The sequence below is a fragment of the Desemzia sp. FAM 23989 genome, assembly GCF_045528345.1.
In the GTDB taxonomy this organism is placed as follows: domain Bacteria; phylum Bacillota; class Bacilli; order Lactobacillales; family Carnobacteriaceae; genus Desemzia.
This window is the reverse complement of the sequence record NZ_JBGQQT010000001.1, coordinates 145,858-162,457: the sequence shown is the minus strand read 5'-3', so window position 1 is coordinate 162,457 and position 16,600 is coordinate 145,858. Positions and strand designations below refer to the sequence as shown.

The following is a 16,600-nucleotide window of genomic DNA, read 5'->3' as shown; positions in this document are numbered from 1 at the left end:
AATTTTTGAAGGCCGCTTTTTTACCTCTTTATGAATACTTTTCTATGTTTTAGACTATAGATGCTTAATAACTTCCATCACCATCTCAGCTGATTTTTTTCCAGCTTCAATAATAAATTTGTCGAAACTGATTCCTGCTTCATCATCAGCTGAATCTGAAACAGCTCGCACGATAACAAATGGAGTTTTAAACTGGTAACAAACTTGTGCTACAGCAGCCCCTTCCATTTCCGATACCATAGCATCAGAGAAATCTGTTTTGATACGTTGGATTGTCTTTTTATCTGCAATGAAAGAGTCGCTTGTGACAATAAGCCCTTTCACTGATTTTAACCCTACTTTTTGAGTAGCTGCTTCGATCACGCTGATCAGCTGTTCATCAGCTGGATAACGAGCAGGCATTTGCGGTACTTGCCCCATAACATAGCCAAATGCTCGTGCATCAGCATCATGGTAAGACAGCTCAGTAGAAATAACTACATCGCCTATGGCTAAACTAGAATCTACCGCTCCTGCTGACCCTGTATTAAAAACAACGTCTGCTTGATAGTCATTGATCAATAATGTAGTTGCTATTGCTGCATTGACTTTTCCAATCCCTGATTGGACTAATATAATATCATGGCCCGCCATTTTTCCAGAAGAAAATGTCGCTCCTGCCTTCGCCCAATCGTTTCGCTCTGTTAAGTTGTTTTTCAACGCAATCGTTTCTTCTTCCATTGCTCCGATGATACCAATTCTCATTTCATTTCTCCTCATATCTCTCTATTTGCAATTATCCATGGATGTTTAACTGTTTTACACTAAAAAGACAATCAACAACGCAACGACCAGCAATACAGACACAATCAATATCGCTAGATTGAGTTTTTTCCCGGCTTCTCTCACTTTGTCATTCTCGCCTTTTCGACTTCTAGTAGCAAAGCCTTGTTTTTCTTGTTCTTTTTGGTATTTTTTTTCTGCTTTATCACGTTTTTTTGCGAATTGTTTTTGCTTTTTTAATTCAGCTTGTTGTTTTTTTCTCTCTTGTTCTCTCAAACTGTTTCCCATATCCACCATCCTTTTAATCAGCGGCTAATCGTTCGATTTTCCAATAAAGCAACGCCATAATGGTTTTTGCATCCACTATTTGGCCAACTTCATAAGCTTGCCATGCTTCTTCAAAAGACAATTCTTTAAGTTCTAAAAATTCATCTTCATCTAAAGCCAATTCTTCTGTTTTTTCCAGCTCAGAAGCCCGATACAAATGAATCACTTCATCCGTAAAACCTGGTGTGGTATAAAAAGTTTTGACTAGTTCAAAAACATGAGCATAATACCCTGTTTCCTCTTTTAACTCTCTTAATCCTGTTTCATGAGGATGTGAGTCTGTATCATCTATTTTACCAGCTGGGATCTCAATAATGGTTTTTTCAATTGGTTTACGAAACTGCTCTACAAAAATCATTTTTCCATCGGGAGTAAATGGCATAATTGCTACGGCTCCAGGATGTCTGACGATTTCTCTGGTAGAAGTTTTCCCATTCGGCAATTCAACGGACTCTACAAAATATTCTGTTAGGTTTCCTTTATAAATCTGTTCACTAGACAACGTTTTTTCTTCAAACTTCATGACGCTTTCCTCCGTTCGACAAGGTCTTGTTCTATGATACCGTTGAATGTTTAAAAAAACAAGCAGCCAAACAGCTATCAGTCGAAAGAATCCTTATTTTACTTTATACTGAGAGTAACAATTCATTCTTAAGTCGGATGTATTTGTAGGGAGCATTTATGCTAAAATATACTTAACCAGAAAAGACTACGAATTTTTTCAAATTTATTTAAGAGGTGGACAAATATGGATAATTTTATCAAAAGTTTAGGCGAAATATTAAAGTATACATTTACAACTGCAGGAACAATTGCTGTTTTTTTAGTGTTGTTAGTGCTTGATTTTGGATTTTGGCCATCTTTAATAATCAGTTTAGTCATCGGCGGTTTTCTTTTTTTAAAAAAAGAACCCAAGAAAGCTTCACGAACTAAAGTACAAAAATTAAGACGTTTATCTCCTGAAAAAGAAGCTTTTTACAGATCGCAAGGCTTATCCAAGGATGAAATGAATTTTTTTAGAGAAACGATGCAGACGGCAAAAATCAATATCTTGGAATTAGAACAAAACATGCGCCAATCTACTAAGCTGACGGCGATTGAAAGACGCAATAACACTGTTCATTTAGCAAAAGCGTTATTTAAAGAAATTACTCAAGAACCTCATCGTTTGCATGACGTGGATAAATTTTTGTACGTACACCTTCCTTCTTTAAAAGACTTGACCACTAAGTACAATGAAGTAGACAGTCATGAAGTGAAACACAAATCTACCTTTGATGTACTGGAAGAAAGTGCTAATACAATTGATGGCATGTGCAACTTGATTGCCGAAGATTATGTATCTTTTAAATCAGATGACATTGATGATATTGAATTAGAGGTCGAACTTGCAAAGAAAACCATTACAAGAGATAATGATACAACAAATGAAATCACTAACGAGGAACTATAATTTTAGGAGTTGACACTATGGTCGATACAAACAAAGAACCGATGAATACCAATCAAAATGAACCTTCTACAACAATTAAAGATGTTAACGCAGAACTGGACAGTTTACTGGCAAATCCATTTGCAGACCCTTCACTGCCTGCAGCAGCTGATCCTATCGATACAGAATTGCAAAAAGAGCAAAAAAGTGAACGGTTAGTAGATAAATTACCCAAAGAACGACAAGAACAAGCTTATTCCTTAGCCGGACAGATTGATGAAACGAATATTGAATCTGTGATGTCTTATGGAGCAGCTGCTCAAAAAAAATTAGGTGACTTCTCTCATTCTATGCTGGATCATGTTCAAAACCAAGATACAGGTGAAATTGGAGAAACCCTCAATGAATTGATGTATCGCTTAAATGAAGCTAATCCTGATGATTTAAAAGCTGAAGATAACAATATTTTCAAAAAATTGTTTGGAAAAATCAATCGCTCTATTTATGAAGTTACCGCTAAGTATCAAAAAATTGGTGCGCAAGTAGATAAAATAGCTGGAAAGTTGGACAAAGAAAAAGATTTGTTGTTACGAGATAATTCCATGTTGGAACAACTTTATGTCAAAAACTTAGATTACTTTGAGGCATTGAATATTTACATTGCAGCAGGCGAAGTAAAAATTGAAGAATTGTTAACTCAATTGATACCTGCAGCTGTAGAACAAGCAGAAAGCAGCACCAACCAAATGGATGTTCAACGAGTGAACGATTTGAATCAATTCCTTGATCGATTGGAAAAAAGAGTCTATGATTTAAAATTGGCTCGTCAAATGACGATTCAACAAGCTCCTCAGATCCGCTTGATCCAAAATACGAACCAAGCTTTGTCAGAAAAAATTCAATCTTCTATCAATACGGCTATCCCCCTTTGGAAAAACCAAATTGTGATCGCTCTTACATTGCTCAGACAAAAAGATGCGGTTGAAGCTCAACGACAAGTTTCTGAAACCACGAATGATTTACTGAAGAAAAATTCAGAGCTTTTGAAGACTTCTGCTATCGAGACAGCTAGAGAAAATGAGCGAGGCATTATTGACCTTGAAACATTGCAGCAAACACAAACTGATTTGATTGATACTTTACAACAAACCCTAGAGATTCAAAAAGAAGGACGAATTAAACGTAAAGAAGCTGAACATGAATTAACGACTATGGAAACCACATTACGCGATCAATTGCTTGAATTGACCAGTAAAGATTCTTAACAAAAGAAACCAAATATGGATAACAAGCATATTCTTTGAGTTTTGTACAAATTGTGTCTATACTAATAATTGTAATAGTTCATTACAAATATTATTTATATAGGAGAGTGGAATTTATGTCACTTATTTGGTCATTAATCGTTGGTGGTGTCTTAGGAGCTATCGCAGGTATGATAGTTGGACGAGACGTACCATTCGGAATCGTTGGTAACATTGTTGCCGGATTTATTGGTTCATGGTTAGGTACATCGTTATTAGGAGAATGGGGATGGAACGTCGGTGGATTTTATGTCTTCCCAGCATTAATTGGTGCTGTTGTTCTTATCTTTATCTTCTCATTAATTGCCGGAAGACGAAAAGGATAAGTTATTTTACCCCCGTTAAAAGGCTCGCTTATGGCGAGTCTTTTTTCTTCAATAAATAGGCAAAAAAATAAAGGAACAGGAAAATTGTCCTGTTCCTTTTCTATTTGTTAGATCAATTATAATTTAACAACGTTAGCTGCTTGAGGTCCACGGTTACCTTCAACAATTTCAAATTCAACCGGTTGGCCTTCTTCTAAAGACTTGAAGCCTTCTCCAGTGATTGCGCTGAAATGTACGAATACATCGTCTCCGCCTTCAACTTCGATAAAGCCAAAACCTTTCTCAGCGTTAAACCATTTTACTGTTCCTTTTTCCATACTATCTACCTCCATATATCGTATTGCAATAGATCTTTTTTCGTTAGAGGTTTATTTATGTAACTCAACTATCAAAAAGCATTTATAGTCATATAAACGACGTTGTTAATTAATGATTGATGTGACATAAATTCAACTTTCTCATTTATTAAAAATAAATCCATTACACAACATATTATAACGCAGTCTCTTTTAGTTTGCAAGGGCTGCCAATTGCCTTTTAAAAGTATTTTTTTATTTACAGCTTTTTATCTCTTCATCCATCCCCTTCTCATCTTCTTCTTACCTCTATAGGTTTTCCGGCCTCAAATTTAAGCTGAAATGTTGTTCTACAATATTCGACTTTAGTAAGTAAAAAAATATACTTCTTTTTAATGCTGAAACTATTAGAAACACATTTCTAGAAATTTCCAGAGGAATATGTGGCTGCTTATAGCTATGAAAAAGGATGCAAAATAGGAAATACTATGGGCTTAGTTTGTTCTATCCTACACATACCCATATCCCATATCCCCTCTAACGGCTACGAAAATCACTTGTTAGTCTTGACACATGTTTTGGTTCAAGGCGTTTCCATAAGCAACACCATAGGTTTCTTTATCAACGTTAGAAGATAAAGAGCTGACGTGTTAAGAGAATCTGCTCAATAATAAATAGAAAAAAACTCTTATGAGACAGAAGATTCTGTCTCATAAGAGTTTTTGTTTTTATTCTTGATTTTACAACAGTTGACGTTGGTAAATAAAAATAGTTTCCTTTTAAATACTAAACCTTTTAAAAACACATTCTTAGAAATTTTTGGAAGTATATGAGGTTGCTTATAGCCATGAAAAGGATGTAAAAAAAGGAAACACTGTGGGCGTACGCCCAAGTGTACCATGCTTGTAAGCTGCTGAAGCAGCTTACAAGCATGGCAATTACTTAGTGTTAGGCTTTAGCCGTTACACTAAGTTTGACGCTTGTAAGCCTTGAGACGCTTTCGACTCAAAGGCGGTCCCATGGCGTTCCATAAGCAGCCCCCCAGGCCGGAAAAAATTTTCTTATCAACGCTAGAAGATGACGATTCTGTATGAAAGGATTTGCTTATTATTCTTCTTCCTCAGCTGCTAAAGCTTCAGGATAATGTTCTTTTACAATATGGTAACAACGAGCACAAAGTGTTGGAGCATCTTCAAATGATCCTACTTCTTCGCTGATGATACGACATCTTTCACACGTTTCACCATGTGCATGTTCGATCGTAACAGCTACATCTGCAAATTTACGAGCTGACTCAGGTGCAGCTTCATAACTATCTGCTATTTCTAATTCAGAAATAATCAATAACTGACCGATGTTCGCAGATAAGTTGGTCAACAATTCTTTTACTTCTTTTGTTGGGTAAAGCGTAACTTTTGCTTCAAATGATTTCCCAATCACTTTTTCATTACGCGCTTCTTCTAAAGCTTTCAATACATCATCACGAACAGCCATAAATGCTTTCCAGTCACTTAAAACAGCGTCTTGATTCTCGAATGTTTCTACTTCAGGCAACTCTGCCAATTGAACAAACTCTTCTTCTTCTTTCAAGTACTTCCAGATTTCTTCACTTGTGTGTGGAAGAATAGGTGTCAATAAAGCTGTTAATTTAGCAGCAATGTCATAAAATACTGTTTGCATAGCACGACGGTCATGGCCATTTTCTAAATCAATGTACACGACATCTTTAGCAATGTCTAAATAGAATTGTGACAAATCCACTGTACAGAAATTCATCACTGTTTGATAAATTCCTTTGAAATCATATTCTGCATAAGATTTTCTGATTTTTCCTACCACTTGGTTGAAACGAATCAACATATATTGATCTAATGCATTTAAGTCTTCATAAGCTACTGCATCTTCGGTTGGATTAAAGTCAGATGTGTTGGCCAATAAGAAACGCATAGTGTTACGGATTTTACGGTACCCTTCTGATACTTGTTTTAAGATATCGTCCGATACCCTTACATCATATTCATAGTCTACACTAGATACCCACAAACGAATAATATCTGCACCCATTTGTTTGATCACTTTATTTGGAACAATAACATTTCCAAGTGATTTGCTCATTTTACGGCCTACTCCATCCATTACAAATCCTTGAGAAAGAACATTCTTGTATGGAGCTTCTTCGTTAACCGCTATAGACGTTGTTAAACTTGAGTTAAACCAACCGCGGTATTGGTCTGATCCTTCTAAATACATGTCAGCTGGGAAGGATAATTCTGGACGAGCTTTTAATACAGCTGCATGCGATGATCCGGAATCAAACCAAACATCCATGATGTCTTTTTCTTTTGTAAATTCATTGTTTGGACTGCTAGGATGTGTAAATCCTTCAGGCAATAAGTCTTTTGCCTCACGCTCAAACCAAACATTAGATCCAAATTCGCCAACTAAACCAGCTACATGATCGATAGTTTCAGGAGTGATAATCGGTTCTCCATTTTCACCGTAGAAAATCGGCAATGGTACTCCCCACACCCGTTGACGTGAGATAACCCAATCTCCACGATCGCGAACCATATTGTAGATGCGTGTTTTTCCAGATGGATGCAACCAAGTGACATCATTCTTAATGGCCTCTAAAATTTGAGCACGGAATTTGTCAATTGATGCGAACCATTGTGGAGTTGCTCTGAAAATAACCGGTTTTTTCGTTCTCCAGTCATGTGGGTAGCTGTGAGTAAAGAAGTCTAATTTCAACAAACTTTCCTTTTCATCTAACCATTCCGCAATTTTTTTATTGGCATCATCGTAGAAAATGCCTTCCAAACCAGGAGCTTCATCAGTGAAACATCCTTTATCATCGATTGGAGAAAGAACACCTAATTTGTATTTTTGACCCACGATGTAGTCATCTTCCCCGTGTCCTGGAGCAGTATGAACTAATCCTGTACCCGCTTCTAAAGTAACGTGATCGCCTAAAATGAGTAAAGAAGTACGGTCATACAGTGGGTGTTGAGCGGTCATGTATTCTAAATCTTTACCTTTGATTTCAGATAAGATTTCTACATTTTCCCAGCCGATTGCAGCAGAAACATCTTTTAACAAGTCTTTTGCTACAACGTATCTTTTACCATCCGCCTTTACCACTGCGTAAACGTAGTCCGCATTCACGGTAATAGCTAAGTTAGATGGAATCGTCCACGGTGTAGTCGTCCAAATAACAAAAGAAGTATCTTCATCTAATAGACCTTTTCCGTCTACCACTTTAAAAGCAACATAAATACTTGGTGATTTTACATCTTGGTACTCGATTTCAGCTTCAGCCAATGAGGATTCACTGGAAGGTGACCAATAGATTGGTTTTAATCCTTTATAAATATAACCTTTTTCAGCCATTTTACCGAATACACGAATTTGTTCTTCTTCGTATTCAGGAAGTAACGTAACATATGGATTTTCCCAATCTCCAGCCACTCCTAGACGTTTAAAGTCTTCTCTTTGTTGGTTGATTTGTTTCCACGCATATTCTTCACAAATTTTACGGAATGCGGCTTCTGACATTTCTTTACGTTTTACACCACTATTGGTAACAGCTTGTTCAATTGGTAATCCGTGAGTATCCCAACCAGGAACATAGGGTGAACGAAAGCCACTCATGCTTTTAGACCGGATGATGATATCTTTGGTAATTTTGTTTAATGCATGTCCCATGTGGATATTTCCGTTTGCATATGGAGGCCCATCATGTAAAATAAACGTTGGTTTTCCAGCGTTTTTTTCTTGTAGTTTTTCATAAACCTCTGCATCTTTCCATTCTTGTTGCCATTCTACTTCACGAACCGGTAAATTTCCGCGCATTTTGAACTTAGTTTGACCTAAATTCAATGTCTCTTTCATTTTCATTATCATGAAATCCTCTCTATTATTGTATTCTTATTGGTTTTGAATGATTCTTCCATAGAACCTAAAAAAGCACAAAAAAAGACCTCTTCCCAAAAGGGACGAAATCTTCGTGGTACCACCCATAGTTCAAGAAAAGAGTGTTCTTTTCTCCTCTAATAATTGTTAACGCCAATCAAACGATTAATTTTACTTAAAGTTCAAATTAATACTCATGGAGGATCTTACAACAATAGGGACTTGTTAGACTCACACTGTTCTCTAACTCGCTGTAAAGTATATTGCTGCTTTCTGTTCCAATCATTGTTCTAAACTATTTTAATAACGCCTTGTTTTATAAAGGTAATTCTACTGCTGGCATATTGCCCTCTTCATACTCTTTTTTCTCTGCTTCATCTGATGCAGCCTGAGAAACATTTTCTGAATCTGCTGATTCAACGTCTGCTGTTTCTTCTTCTGAAGAATCATCATCTGTTATTATAGCTTTTTCAACATCTACTGGCAACTGTTTTTCTTCAGTTTCAGTTTTTTGCAAAAATTCTTTTACAGTAGGAATTTCAATGACTTCTTCTAAATCACTTTTCAGTAATTCATCCCACTCGTTATTTTTCACCATTTCCAATTGTGACTCAATCATCAACTGCAAACGTTGTTTAAAGACACGACTTTGTTTTTTTAATTCTTCCGTTTCAGCCGTAATTTTTCTTGCTTTTTCAACTGAATCATTCAATAAACGATCTGCATTATTTTCAGCTTCTTGTAGAATAATAGCAGCTTCTTTATCCGAATTTACTTTTAATCGGTCTGCGGCTTCTTGCGCCACAAGAATTGATTTGTTTAATGAATCTTGAATATTGTTGTAATGCTCCACTTTTTCTTCAGAAAATTTTAATTTCTTTTCCAATTCTTTTTTGTCTTTTAAAACTGTTTCATAATCTCTGATGATTTGATCCAAAAAGTCGTTTACTTCGTCTTGATCGTAGCCGCGCATTTTTGTCGGAAATTCTTTATTATGTATATCTAATGGTGTTAGTCCCATTATTGACACCTCCAAAAGTAAAATTAGTTGATAAGTAATCATTGCCTATTTGAATAAAACACCTAACACAAGCTTCCACTTGTCTTTCTTGCTTTTTCCTTCGATCTCTTGTATCTGAAAGCGTCCAAATCCGCGTATAGAAACAATATCCAATAGATCCAATACGAAATCTGGTCGTTTCATCTCAGTCCAATTTACTTTAATATGCCCTGATTCTATCATTTGTTTTGCTCGTTGTCTAGAAATCTTGAAGACACTCGAAATCAGTGTGTCGATCCGCATAGACGAGACTGTATCGTGTACAATAGTCCAACTGTCTTTAGGAACAATCAGTTCTGTGTAATTGCGTTCTTCTAATCGAACAGAGACGCGCCCTATTTTATCGATTTGAGAGATAACGTAATTTTTGATGGAGTCATCAATAAAAAATTGCCATCTTTCTCCATCAGAAATAATATCTCCGAAAAATTCTCTTTTGATTCCACTGGAAAGTAAAGTTCCTAAAATTTTCCCATGAGACATGGTAGCGAATTTAGTAGGGTAATTTACTTCATACAGTTTAACGTTAAAGTCTTCTTGTCTTGGTTCAAAATAAGCAGGGCAAATAAAAGCACGGTTTCTTTCAGAGGCTTCATATCCTCCGAAAGAATACAGTTTGATATCCATATTTTTACCGATGATCGATTCTAAAATGTAATATTGTCTAGGATCTAAAAAGTTTGTCAATACGGGTGTGTATTGATCCTCTACTTCTCTGACCCATTCTGCTACAGAATCAATAAACGGTATTTCTTCTTTTCTAAAATGCTGATAGACATTTTCAATCACTGCGACCTACTCCTTGCTTAAAAAAGAATTAATCGATAAATGAATATAAAAATACTGTCCAAGCCCCTACTTACCAAGTTCAGCGCAAGTAAAGCTACAATACCTGATATACTGATCATTCCGATTGGTGGAATGAATCGTCTAAATATATCAAGATACGGTTCACAGACCTGAGCCAATATTTGGCCCAACTTTGATTGATAGGCATTTGGAAACCATGACAATAGTATATAAATGATCAATAACACAGAATAAATTTCTAATGCTGCTGATAAAACTTGATGTAGCGTACCTAATAAATTTAACACTGCTTAAAATTCCTCTCTATTAATAGATCTCAAGATCATCGAAGCTGTTTGATTGGTCTAAGGCACCATCGATTTCTACATTTTTAGGTGTGCAAAGAAAAATTTCATTTCCTACTCGCTGCATGTCTCCTTCAATGGCATAAATAGTTCCCATTAAAAAGTCTACAATTTTTTTAGCTTCATTTTTTTCAATTCGATTGAAATTTAAAATCACAGCTTGATTAGCTAGTAACAGATCAGCAATTTCTTTTACTTCCGAATAAACTCTTGGCTCAACAACAATAATTTTCCCTTGCTGTTGAGGTTGATTGATAGAAACTACATTGCTTGGTTTTTTCGTATCTTTGCGTACATTCATGGCAACTGAACTTCCTTGTCTATTGGATACTTGAGGTTGTTGTTTCGTATTTTTTACTTTGGTTTCTTGTTCCATTTCTTCCATGTAAAAGGATTCCTCTTCATCATCTAAACCAAAAAAACTATTCAATCGGTTTATCATTCCCATTTCAAACCCTCCTCAGTTAAAAAAAATTAGGTTTTATCAGCTTCTATTTCGTTAAAAAAAGCCGATCCAATACGAACAAAAGTGGCTCCTTCTTCTATAGCAATGGGATAATCTTGACTCATTCCCATACTTAATTCTGCACATGGAGCATACTCTAAATCAAGTGATACGATTTTTTCTCGCAATTTTTTTAAATCACTAAAGGTTTTTCGAATCACTTGTTCTTCAGCCAATTTGGGTGCCATGGTCATTAAGCCGACGATCCGTATTTTTTCAAACTTGGATAGTGCCTCAATCGTCTCTATTACTTCATCAGATGAAAAACCACTTTTAGATTCTTCACCTGAAACATTTACTTGTAAAAAGCAAGAGACAGGCTTTTCAGCTCTTTTCTCAATCTCTTCAGCTAAAGACATTCGATCCAGCGAATGCAAATAGTCAATCCGATTAATGATCTGTTTTACTTTTCTTGTTTGAAGAGATCCAATGTAATGCCAGACAATTTCCTTTTGCTGTAGAACTTCTTGCTTTTGAATCAATCCTTCTGGTCTGTTTTCTCCCAGATGTGTGTAACCGAGCGATACAACTTTTTCTGCCTCCTCAATAGACACATATTTTGTCACAACTACAACACGAAGATCAACTCTATCACGGTTTGAAATATCCAGTGATTTTTTCAGTTGATCTTCTATATCGTGAACATTTTGTTCTATATGGTTCATTTACTTCCGTCTTCTTCTAAAGAATGGAGGAGTATCTAAACTATCTTGAGGCGTTTCTTTTTTCTCTTCTGTTGCATGGTCTCGGTTTGAAGGTTCAAATTCAGTTTTTTCTTGATCATCAAAAATAGTCGTATCCGAACTTTGTACATTACGGTTGCGTGTATTAGGCTCGCGACGAATATCCCAATCAGCAAATGGATCATTTTGTTGATTGTCCGAAGTACTTTCTGGAGCTTGCTGGCCGCGGTTTGAAGCAGGCTTAGTACGAACTCGGCTGTTTTGAGCTACTCGTTTATCAGCTTCTGTAGTATCGATCCCAGTAGCAATAACCGTTACGATAACTTCATCCCCTAATTCTTCATTGATAGAAGTACCAAAGATGATGTTTACTTCAGTTGTTGAAGCAGAGGATACAATATCAGAAGCATCTTGTGCTTCAAATAATGTTAAGTCTGAACCGCCAGTAATGTTTAACAAGACAGATTCTGCTCCGTCAATAGACACTTCTAGTAAAGGAGAAGAGATCGCTTTTTTAGTGGCTTCAACAGTACGGTTTTCTCCACTTGCTGTACCAATTCCCATTAATGCAGAACCTTGATTTTCCATAACTGTTTTAACGTCGGCAAAATCCAAGTTTACGTAACCAGGTGAAGTAATCAAATCAGAAATACCTTGTACACCTTGGCGTAAAACGTTGTCCGCTTCACGGAATGCTTCCAGCATAGGCGTTTTTTTGTCTACAATTTCCAGCAGACGATTATTTGAGATTGCCACTAATGTATCTACGTATTCTTTCATTTGAGCTAAACCTTCAGCAGCAAAACGGCCACGTTTTGGTCCTTCAAATGAAAATGGGCGAGTGATCACACCAACCGTCAAAGCGCCTTGTTCTTTAGCTATACGAGCCACAATAGGAGCTGCACCAGTTCCGGTACCTCCACCCATTCCCGCAGTAACAAAAATCATGTCTGCTCCTTTTAAGGATTCAGCAATTTGTTCTTCACTTTCTTCAGCAGCTTTATGTCCAATATCAGGATTTGCTCCTGCACCTAGTCCACGAGTCAATTTTGGTCCAAGTTGAATTTTAGTTTCAGCATTTGAATTTGCTAAGGCTTGCAAGTCTGTATTGGCTACAATAAACTCTACACCTTTTACGTTATCGCTAATCATGCGGTTTACTGCGTTGTTTCCCGCTCCACCTACACCAATTACTTTAATAACAGCTCCACTAACTGGTGCTGTGTCGAATTCTAAGTCCATCTTATTTCCCCCTACTATCTAGTTGATTTCTTTTTAGTCTCTTTACCGTTTAATCGAAAAAGTTATTGAACATTTTTTTCATTTTGAATACAAAACTATCTTCTTCATTCTTAGGTTTTTTAACGGGTTTTTGCTTGATTGAGTATTCATCCGCTGCATCCTCACGCTGTATTTCAACAACCGATTGGCGAGGTGCAGAATCCGTCTCAATATTGAATCCTGTTGCTGTTTGATTCGCAATTCTTTGAATATCGTTTAACTTAGCTTGATACTCTATTAAACCAATACTTGTTGTAAAGGATGGATAACGCATCCCCATATGATCAGGGATGTACAGCTTAACGTTTACTTCAAATATCTCTTTAGCTAATTCTACCATACCTGGTATAGATGCTGCACCACCAGTTAACACAATTCCGCCCGGTAGTTCTCTGGCTCTTACAGAATCCAATTCTGTTTTGATGGTCTCAAAAATTTGTACTACACGAGCTTCAATGATTTCAGATAAATACAATTCAGTTATTTTCACTGGATCTGTTTTTCCAACAACTTCTACTGGGAAGGATTCTTCTGCTGAAGCTTCAAGAGAAGTTGCATATCCAAAATCACGCTTTATTTTTTCTGCATTCTCTAATGTAGTATTTAGTACAATCGAAATATCTTTTGTAACATATTCCCCACCCTCAGGATCTACAAATGCAAATTTCAATTGATTATCATGGATAACAGAAGCAGCAGTTTGACCGCCCCCCATATCAATCAAAATAGTCCCAAAGTCTCTTTCACCACTAGACATACTAACTGTACTAGCAGCTAAAGGCTGTAATACAATATTTTCAATTTGCAATCCCGCTTTTTCAACACAACGTTTAATGTTATGTACAATGGTTTTTGGTCCTGTGATCATTGTGGCATGCATTTCCAAGCGAACCCCTATCATTCCACGAGGATCTTTAATACCGTCAAAACCGTCCACAATAAACTCTTCAGGGATAATAGCTAAAATTTCACGTTCTGGAGGAACGGATTTTACCATAGCAGCCCCAATAGTATTGCGTACATCTTCATCCGTAATTTCACGATTTTCACCTGAAACTGCAATCATTCCATGGCATGTCTCAATTTCTGTAGATGTACTTTGAGTTCCAACGATAACGTTATAAATATCAACATTTGCTTTTTTTTCGGCTTGTTTAATCGCTTTCTTGATCGATTCTACCGTTTTATCGATATCAACTATGATACCTCTGCTTAATCCTTCAGATTTTTCATTTCCTACTCCAATAATATTCATTTGTCCATTAACATATTCAGCTACAACAACTTTTATTGAAGTGGTTCCAATATCTAAACTAACATACATCTCAGAATTTCTCATAGATTGAAACCTCCTAGCTTTTAATTTCAATTTAATTATTTGTTCTTGACTTATATAAATACAATTCTACCATACTTGTGACCATTTTTTGAAGATTTTCCTGTAGATTACAGATTATTTTTATTAAATACATCAGTTTGGTTTGCTTGGAAATACTGAATTTCATTATTCCACTATTTCGTCATTATTTTCTGATTCTGTCACAGGCTCTTCTTGAGTATTTCCTGCTTCTCCAGACTCCTCTGAAGAGTCATCCACCTCTTTTTCAAATGGTACAAAATATCCCCCGACTTCTAAATTGATGACTCCTTTTTGGTTGCCGATTTTTTGAACCATATCAGGATAGTAATTCATCTTTTCAGCAAAAGTAGGCAAAGTTGCCACTACTTGATTTCCATCATTCATGTAAACTGTCACCAGATACTGATCAGTGTCGCTTGGAGTATGTTCAATTTCAGAAATGCCGTTTTGTACGGAAGTATTCAAGGAGTTGTATTGTTCAATCAAATGGTTTAAAGGTTTCCCTTCAGAAAAATTTTTAAAAATTGGATTGTTGCCCATTGAAACTTTTCTGCTTTCATCTACAATTTTTCCATTTTCTAAAATGGGAAAATACTCGTTATCCTTATGCGAATAAGCAATAATTTTGTACTCATCAATTTCGATTAAAACATCATTCCAACCTTCTAGATTTAATTCGACTGTTTTTACTTGTGGAAGCTCATCTAAAATAGCTTTTTCAGAGACCTCATCATTCCATAGAGAATCCCACAAGGGTAATCCAGAAGTCAATTGACTGGAATTAATCACTTTTTGATCTGTGACATCATTATTTCCATCAACTGATAAAGTTCCTATTTTACTTAGCGGAGAAACGAAGTAAATAACGATCAAAATTGCACATAAAAACAGTAAAAGAAGCGGAATCAAACGACTATACATCTTTTTTTGCCGCTGCTTTTTTAACTTAGGCAAATGTTGTTCCAATGTCTGAGTTTCTTTTATCGTTTTTAGTCCCTTGCTTGAAGAGGACTCACGTGCATGGTTGTTTTGATCTTTATTTTTTTGATTCATGTGGAATTTACCCATGACATATCATCCTCCTTAACAAGGTTAATGCGAAGTGATTTCGTTGATCACTTCAATCAGTCGATCCGCTGCATCTGGGACACCGATTTCTTTAGCTCGTGACGCCATTTCTTTTCTTTTTTCCGGATGGTCCATCATTTCATCAATGGTTTCAAGTAAGAATGCTGCAGTCAATTCTTTTTCTGTAATCATTTTAGCTGCATCATGTTTGACTAAACTTTTCGCATTACTTGTTTGATGATCATTGGTCACAATAGGACTTGGAATCAAAATACTAGGCAATCCTAGTGCTGTCAGTTCTGCTAATGTGGTTGCCCCGCTTCTGGAGACAACTACAGAAACATTCGCGAATATTTCCGGCATATTGTGGATATAAGGCACTACCGAAACGTTTTCGCTTGTTCGGCCAATGAGTTTAGTGAAAGCCTCATAGTGAACCTCTCCTGTAGCAAATAAAACTTGATAGTCTCTTTTAGCTAGTTCAGGTAAGGATTCTACAAACGCTGTATTGATCGCTTTTGCGCCACGACTTCCTCCAAAAATCAGTACAGTAGGTACAGCAGGTTTTAAATGATATTCGCCTAGCGCATCTGAGGGCAAGATTCCAGCGACTTCTTGAGCTCTTGGGTTGCCAGTATAAACTACTTTGGAAGGGTATTTGCTGAATTCAGCTTCGGCTTCCTCAAAACATGTAGCGATTTTATCCACATAACGAGCCAGAAACTTATTCGTTACCCCAGCAATACTGTTTTGTTCATGTACAATAGTTGGAATGCCTAATTTGGCTGCAGCATACACTACTGGACCGCAGACATATCCCCCTGTACCAATAACCACATCAGGAGCAAACTCTTTCACGATTTTTCGAGCTTTAAAAATACCTTGTAAAAATAATTGAATCGTTTTTAAATTTTTTAACGACAATGATCGTTTGAAACCTTCTACTTTTACCGCCTTAAAAGGAATCCCTGTTTTTGGAACGATTTTACTTTCTAATCCTCTTTCAGTTCCTACATAGAGGAATTCGGTTGTCGGATCAATCGCTTTTAAACGTCTCATTAAAGCTAAGGCAGGATAAATATGCCCACCTGTACCTCCACCTGATAACAATACTTTCATTATAAATGTAA

Annotated in this window: 17 protein-coding genes and 1 other annotated feature; of the genes, 3 read left to right on the top strand and 14 right to left on the bottom strand. The window is 36.4% G+C overall.

Features of this window, described 5'->3' with window-relative positions; genetic code table 11:
• Nucleotides 1-54 precede the first annotated feature (54 nt).
• From ACEN36_RS00740 to ACEN36_RS00730, 3 genes are read right to left on the bottom strand one after another with little or no spacing between them, the layout of a single operon-like run.
• Nucleotides 55-744, bottom strand: a complete 690-nt coding sequence (locus ACEN36_RS00740) for a 5'-methylthioadenosine/adenosylhomocysteine nucleosidase (protein WP_407102984.1) — start codon at nt 742-744, stop codon at nt 55-57.
• 54 nt (nt 745-798) lie between these two features.
• Entirely contained in the window at nt 799-1,050 is a 252-nt protein-coding gene (gene macP, locus ACEN36_RS00735) for a cell wall synthase accessory phosphoprotein MacP (protein WP_407095515.1), read from the bottom strand.
• Between the two features lie 13 nt (nt 1,051-1,063).
• Nucleotides 1,064-1,612, bottom strand: a complete 549-nt coding sequence (locus ACEN36_RS00730; RefSeq protein ID WP_407095516.1) for an NUDIX hydrolase — start codon at nt 1,610-1,612, stop codon at nt 1,064-1,066.
• A gap of 225 nt (nt 1,613-1,837) precedes the next feature.
• Here ACEN36_RS00730 and ACEN36_RS00725 point away from each other — a divergent pair, with 225 nt between their 5' ends.
• The 3 genes from ACEN36_RS00725 (at nt 1,838) to ACEN36_RS00715 (ending at nt 4,151) form a co-directional block, all read left to right on the top strand.
• On the top strand, nt 1,838-2,542 hold the full coding sequence (locus ACEN36_RS00725; RefSeq protein WP_407095517.1) for a 5-bromo-4-chloroindolyl phosphate hydrolysis family protein: 705 nt from the start codon (nt 1,838-1,840) through the stop codon (nt 2,540-2,542).
• 17 nt (nt 2,543-2,559) lie between these two features.
• Entirely contained in the window at nt 2,560-3,786 is a 1,227-nt protein-coding gene (locus ACEN36_RS00720) for a toxic anion resistance protein (RefSeq protein WP_407095518.1), read from the top strand.
• Between the two features lie 116 nt (nt 3,787-3,902).
• Nucleotides 3,903-4,151: a GlsB/YeaQ/YmgE family stress response membrane protein gene (locus ACEN36_RS00715; protein ID WP_407095519.1), complete on the top strand. Its 249-nt coding sequence runs from the start codon at nt 3,903-3,905 to the stop codon at nt 4,149-4,151.
• A 116-nt stretch (nt 4,152-4,267) separates the two neighbouring features.
• Here ACEN36_RS00715 and cspD read toward each other — a convergent pair whose 3' ends face one another.
• The 11 genes from cspD to murG form a co-directional block, all read right to left on the bottom strand.
• Nucleotides 4,268-4,468 (bottom strand): cold-shock protein CspD, encoded by a 201-nt coding sequence (cspD, locus tag ACEN36_RS00710; RefSeq protein ID WP_407095520.1) that lies wholly within the window; start codon nt 4,466-4,468, stop codon nt 4,268-4,270.
• A 1,086-nt stretch (nt 4,469-5,554) separates the two neighbouring features.
• Nucleotides 5,555-8,344, bottom strand: a complete 2,790-nt coding sequence (gene ileS / locus ACEN36_RS00705) for an isoleucine--tRNA ligase (protein WP_407125768.1) — start codon at nt 8,342-8,344, stop codon at nt 5,555-5,557.
• A 91-nt stretch (nt 8,345-8,435) separates the two neighbouring features.
• Nucleotides 8,436-8,654, bottom strand: a binding site (T-box leader).
• A 21-nt stretch (nt 8,655-8,675) separates the two neighbouring features.
• Nucleotides 8,676-9,380 carry a DivIVA domain-containing protein gene (locus tag ACEN36_RS00700; protein ID WP_407095522.1) on the bottom strand — a complete coding sequence of 235 codons (705 nt, stop codon included), beginning with the start codon at nt 9,378-9,380 and terminating at the stop codon, nt 8,676-8,678.
• A 45-nt stretch (nt 9,381-9,425) separates the two neighbouring features.
• Nucleotides 9,426-10,208, bottom strand: coding sequence for an RNA-binding protein (locus ACEN36_RS00695; RefSeq protein WP_407095523.1), 783 nt, complete (start codon nt 10,206-10,208; stop codon nt 9,426-9,428).
• Between the two features lie 17 nt (nt 10,209-10,225).
• Nucleotides 10,226-10,516, bottom strand: coding sequence for a YggT family protein (locus tag ACEN36_RS00690; RefSeq protein ID WP_407095524.1), 291 nt, complete (start codon nt 10,514-10,516; stop codon nt 10,226-10,228).
• Between the two features lie 19 nt (nt 10,517-10,535).
• Nucleotides 10,536-11,021 carry a cell division protein SepF gene (locus ACEN36_RS00685; protein ID WP_407125767.1) on the bottom strand — a complete coding sequence of 162 codons (486 nt, stop codon included), beginning with the start codon at nt 11,019-11,021 and terminating at the stop codon, nt 10,536-10,538.
• Between the two features lie 26 nt (nt 11,022-11,047).
• On the bottom strand, nt 11,048-11,743 hold the full coding sequence (locus ACEN36_RS00680; RefSeq protein WP_407095527.1) for a YggS family pyridoxal phosphate-dependent enzyme: 696 nt from the start codon (nt 11,741-11,743) through the stop codon (nt 11,048-11,050).
• On the bottom strand, nt 11,744-13,003 hold the full coding sequence (ftsZ, locus tag ACEN36_RS00675; protein WP_407125766.1) for a cell division protein FtsZ: 1,260 nt from the start codon (nt 13,001-13,003) through the stop codon (nt 11,744-11,746). It lies immediately after the preceding gene.
• Between the two features lie 49 nt (nt 13,004-13,052).
• On the bottom strand, nt 13,053-14,381 hold the full coding sequence (gene ftsA / locus ACEN36_RS00670) for a cell division protein FtsA (protein WP_407102482.1): 1,329 nt from the start codon (nt 14,379-14,381) through the stop codon (nt 13,053-13,055).
• A gap of 165 nt (nt 14,382-14,546) precedes the next feature.
• Nucleotides 14,547-15,470, bottom strand: a complete 924-nt coding sequence (locus ACEN36_RS00665; RefSeq protein WP_407125765.1) for a cell division protein FtsQ/DivIB — start codon at nt 15,468-15,470, stop codon at nt 14,547-14,549.
• Between the two features lie 24 nt (nt 15,471-15,494).
• Nucleotides 15,495-16,589: an undecaprenyldiphospho-muramoylpentapeptide beta-N-acetylglucosaminyltransferase gene (murG, locus tag ACEN36_RS00660; protein WP_407125764.1), complete on the bottom strand. Its 1,095-nt coding sequence runs from the start codon at nt 16,587-16,589 to the stop codon at nt 15,495-15,497.
• Nucleotides 16,590-16,600: the final 11 nt, after the last annotated feature.

Bases quoted from the DNA above. Each gene is read 5' to 3' on its own strand.
- ACEN36_RS00740 (WP_407102984.1), bottom strand. From the start codon at position 744: ATGAGAATTGGTATCATCGGAGCAATGGAAGAAGAAACGATTGCGTTG.
- macP (WP_407095515.1), bottom strand. From the start codon at position 1,050: ATGGGAAACAGTTTGAGAGAACAAGAGAGAAAAAAACAACAAGCTGAA.
- ACEN36_RS00730 (WP_407095516.1), bottom strand. From the start codon at position 1,612: ATGAAGTTTGAAGAAAAAACGTTGTCTAGTGAACAGATTTATAAAGGA.
- ACEN36_RS00725 (WP_407095517.1), top strand. From the start codon at position 1,838: ATGGATAATTTTATCAAAAGTTTAGGCGAAATATTAAAGTATACATTT.
- ACEN36_RS00720 (WP_407095518.1), top strand. From the start codon at position 2,560: ATGGTCGATACAAACAAAGAACCGATGAATACCAATCAAAATGAACCT.
- ACEN36_RS00715 (WP_407095519.1), top strand. From the start codon at position 3,903: ATGTCACTTATTTGGTCATTAATCGTTGGTGGTGTCTTAGGAGCTATC.
- cspD (WP_407095520.1), bottom strand. From the start codon at position 4,468: ATGGAAAAAGGAACAGTAAAATGGTTTAACGCTGAGAAAGGTTTTGGC.
- ileS (WP_407125768.1), bottom strand. From the start codon at position 8,344: ATGAAAATGAAAGAGACATTGAATTTAGGTCAAACTAAGTTCAAAATG.
- ACEN36_RS00700 (WP_407095522.1), bottom strand. From the start codon at position 9,380: ATGGGACTAACACCATTAGATATACATAATAAAGAATTTCCGACAAAA.
- ACEN36_RS00685 (WP_407125767.1), bottom strand. From the start codon at position 11,021: ATGGGAATGATAAACCGATTGAATAGTTTTTTTGGTTTAGATGATGAA.
- ACEN36_RS00680 (WP_407095527.1), bottom strand. From the start codon at position 11,743: ATGAACCATATAGAACAAAATGTTCACGATATAGAAGATCAACTGAAA.
- ftsZ (WP_407125766.1), bottom strand. From the start codon at position 13,003: ATGGACTTAGAATTCGACACAGCACCAGTTAGTGGAGCTGTTATTAAA.
- ftsA (WP_407102482.1), bottom strand. From the start codon at position 14,381: ATGAGAAATTCTGAGATGTATGTTAGTTTAGATATTGGAACCACTTCA.
- ACEN36_RS00665 (WP_407125765.1), bottom strand. From the start codon at position 15,470: ATGGGTAAATTCCACATGAATCAAAAAAATAAAGATCAAAACAACCAT.
- murG (WP_407125764.1), bottom strand. From the start codon at position 16,589: ATGAAAGTATTGTTATCAGGTGGAGGTACAGGTGGGCATATTTATCCT.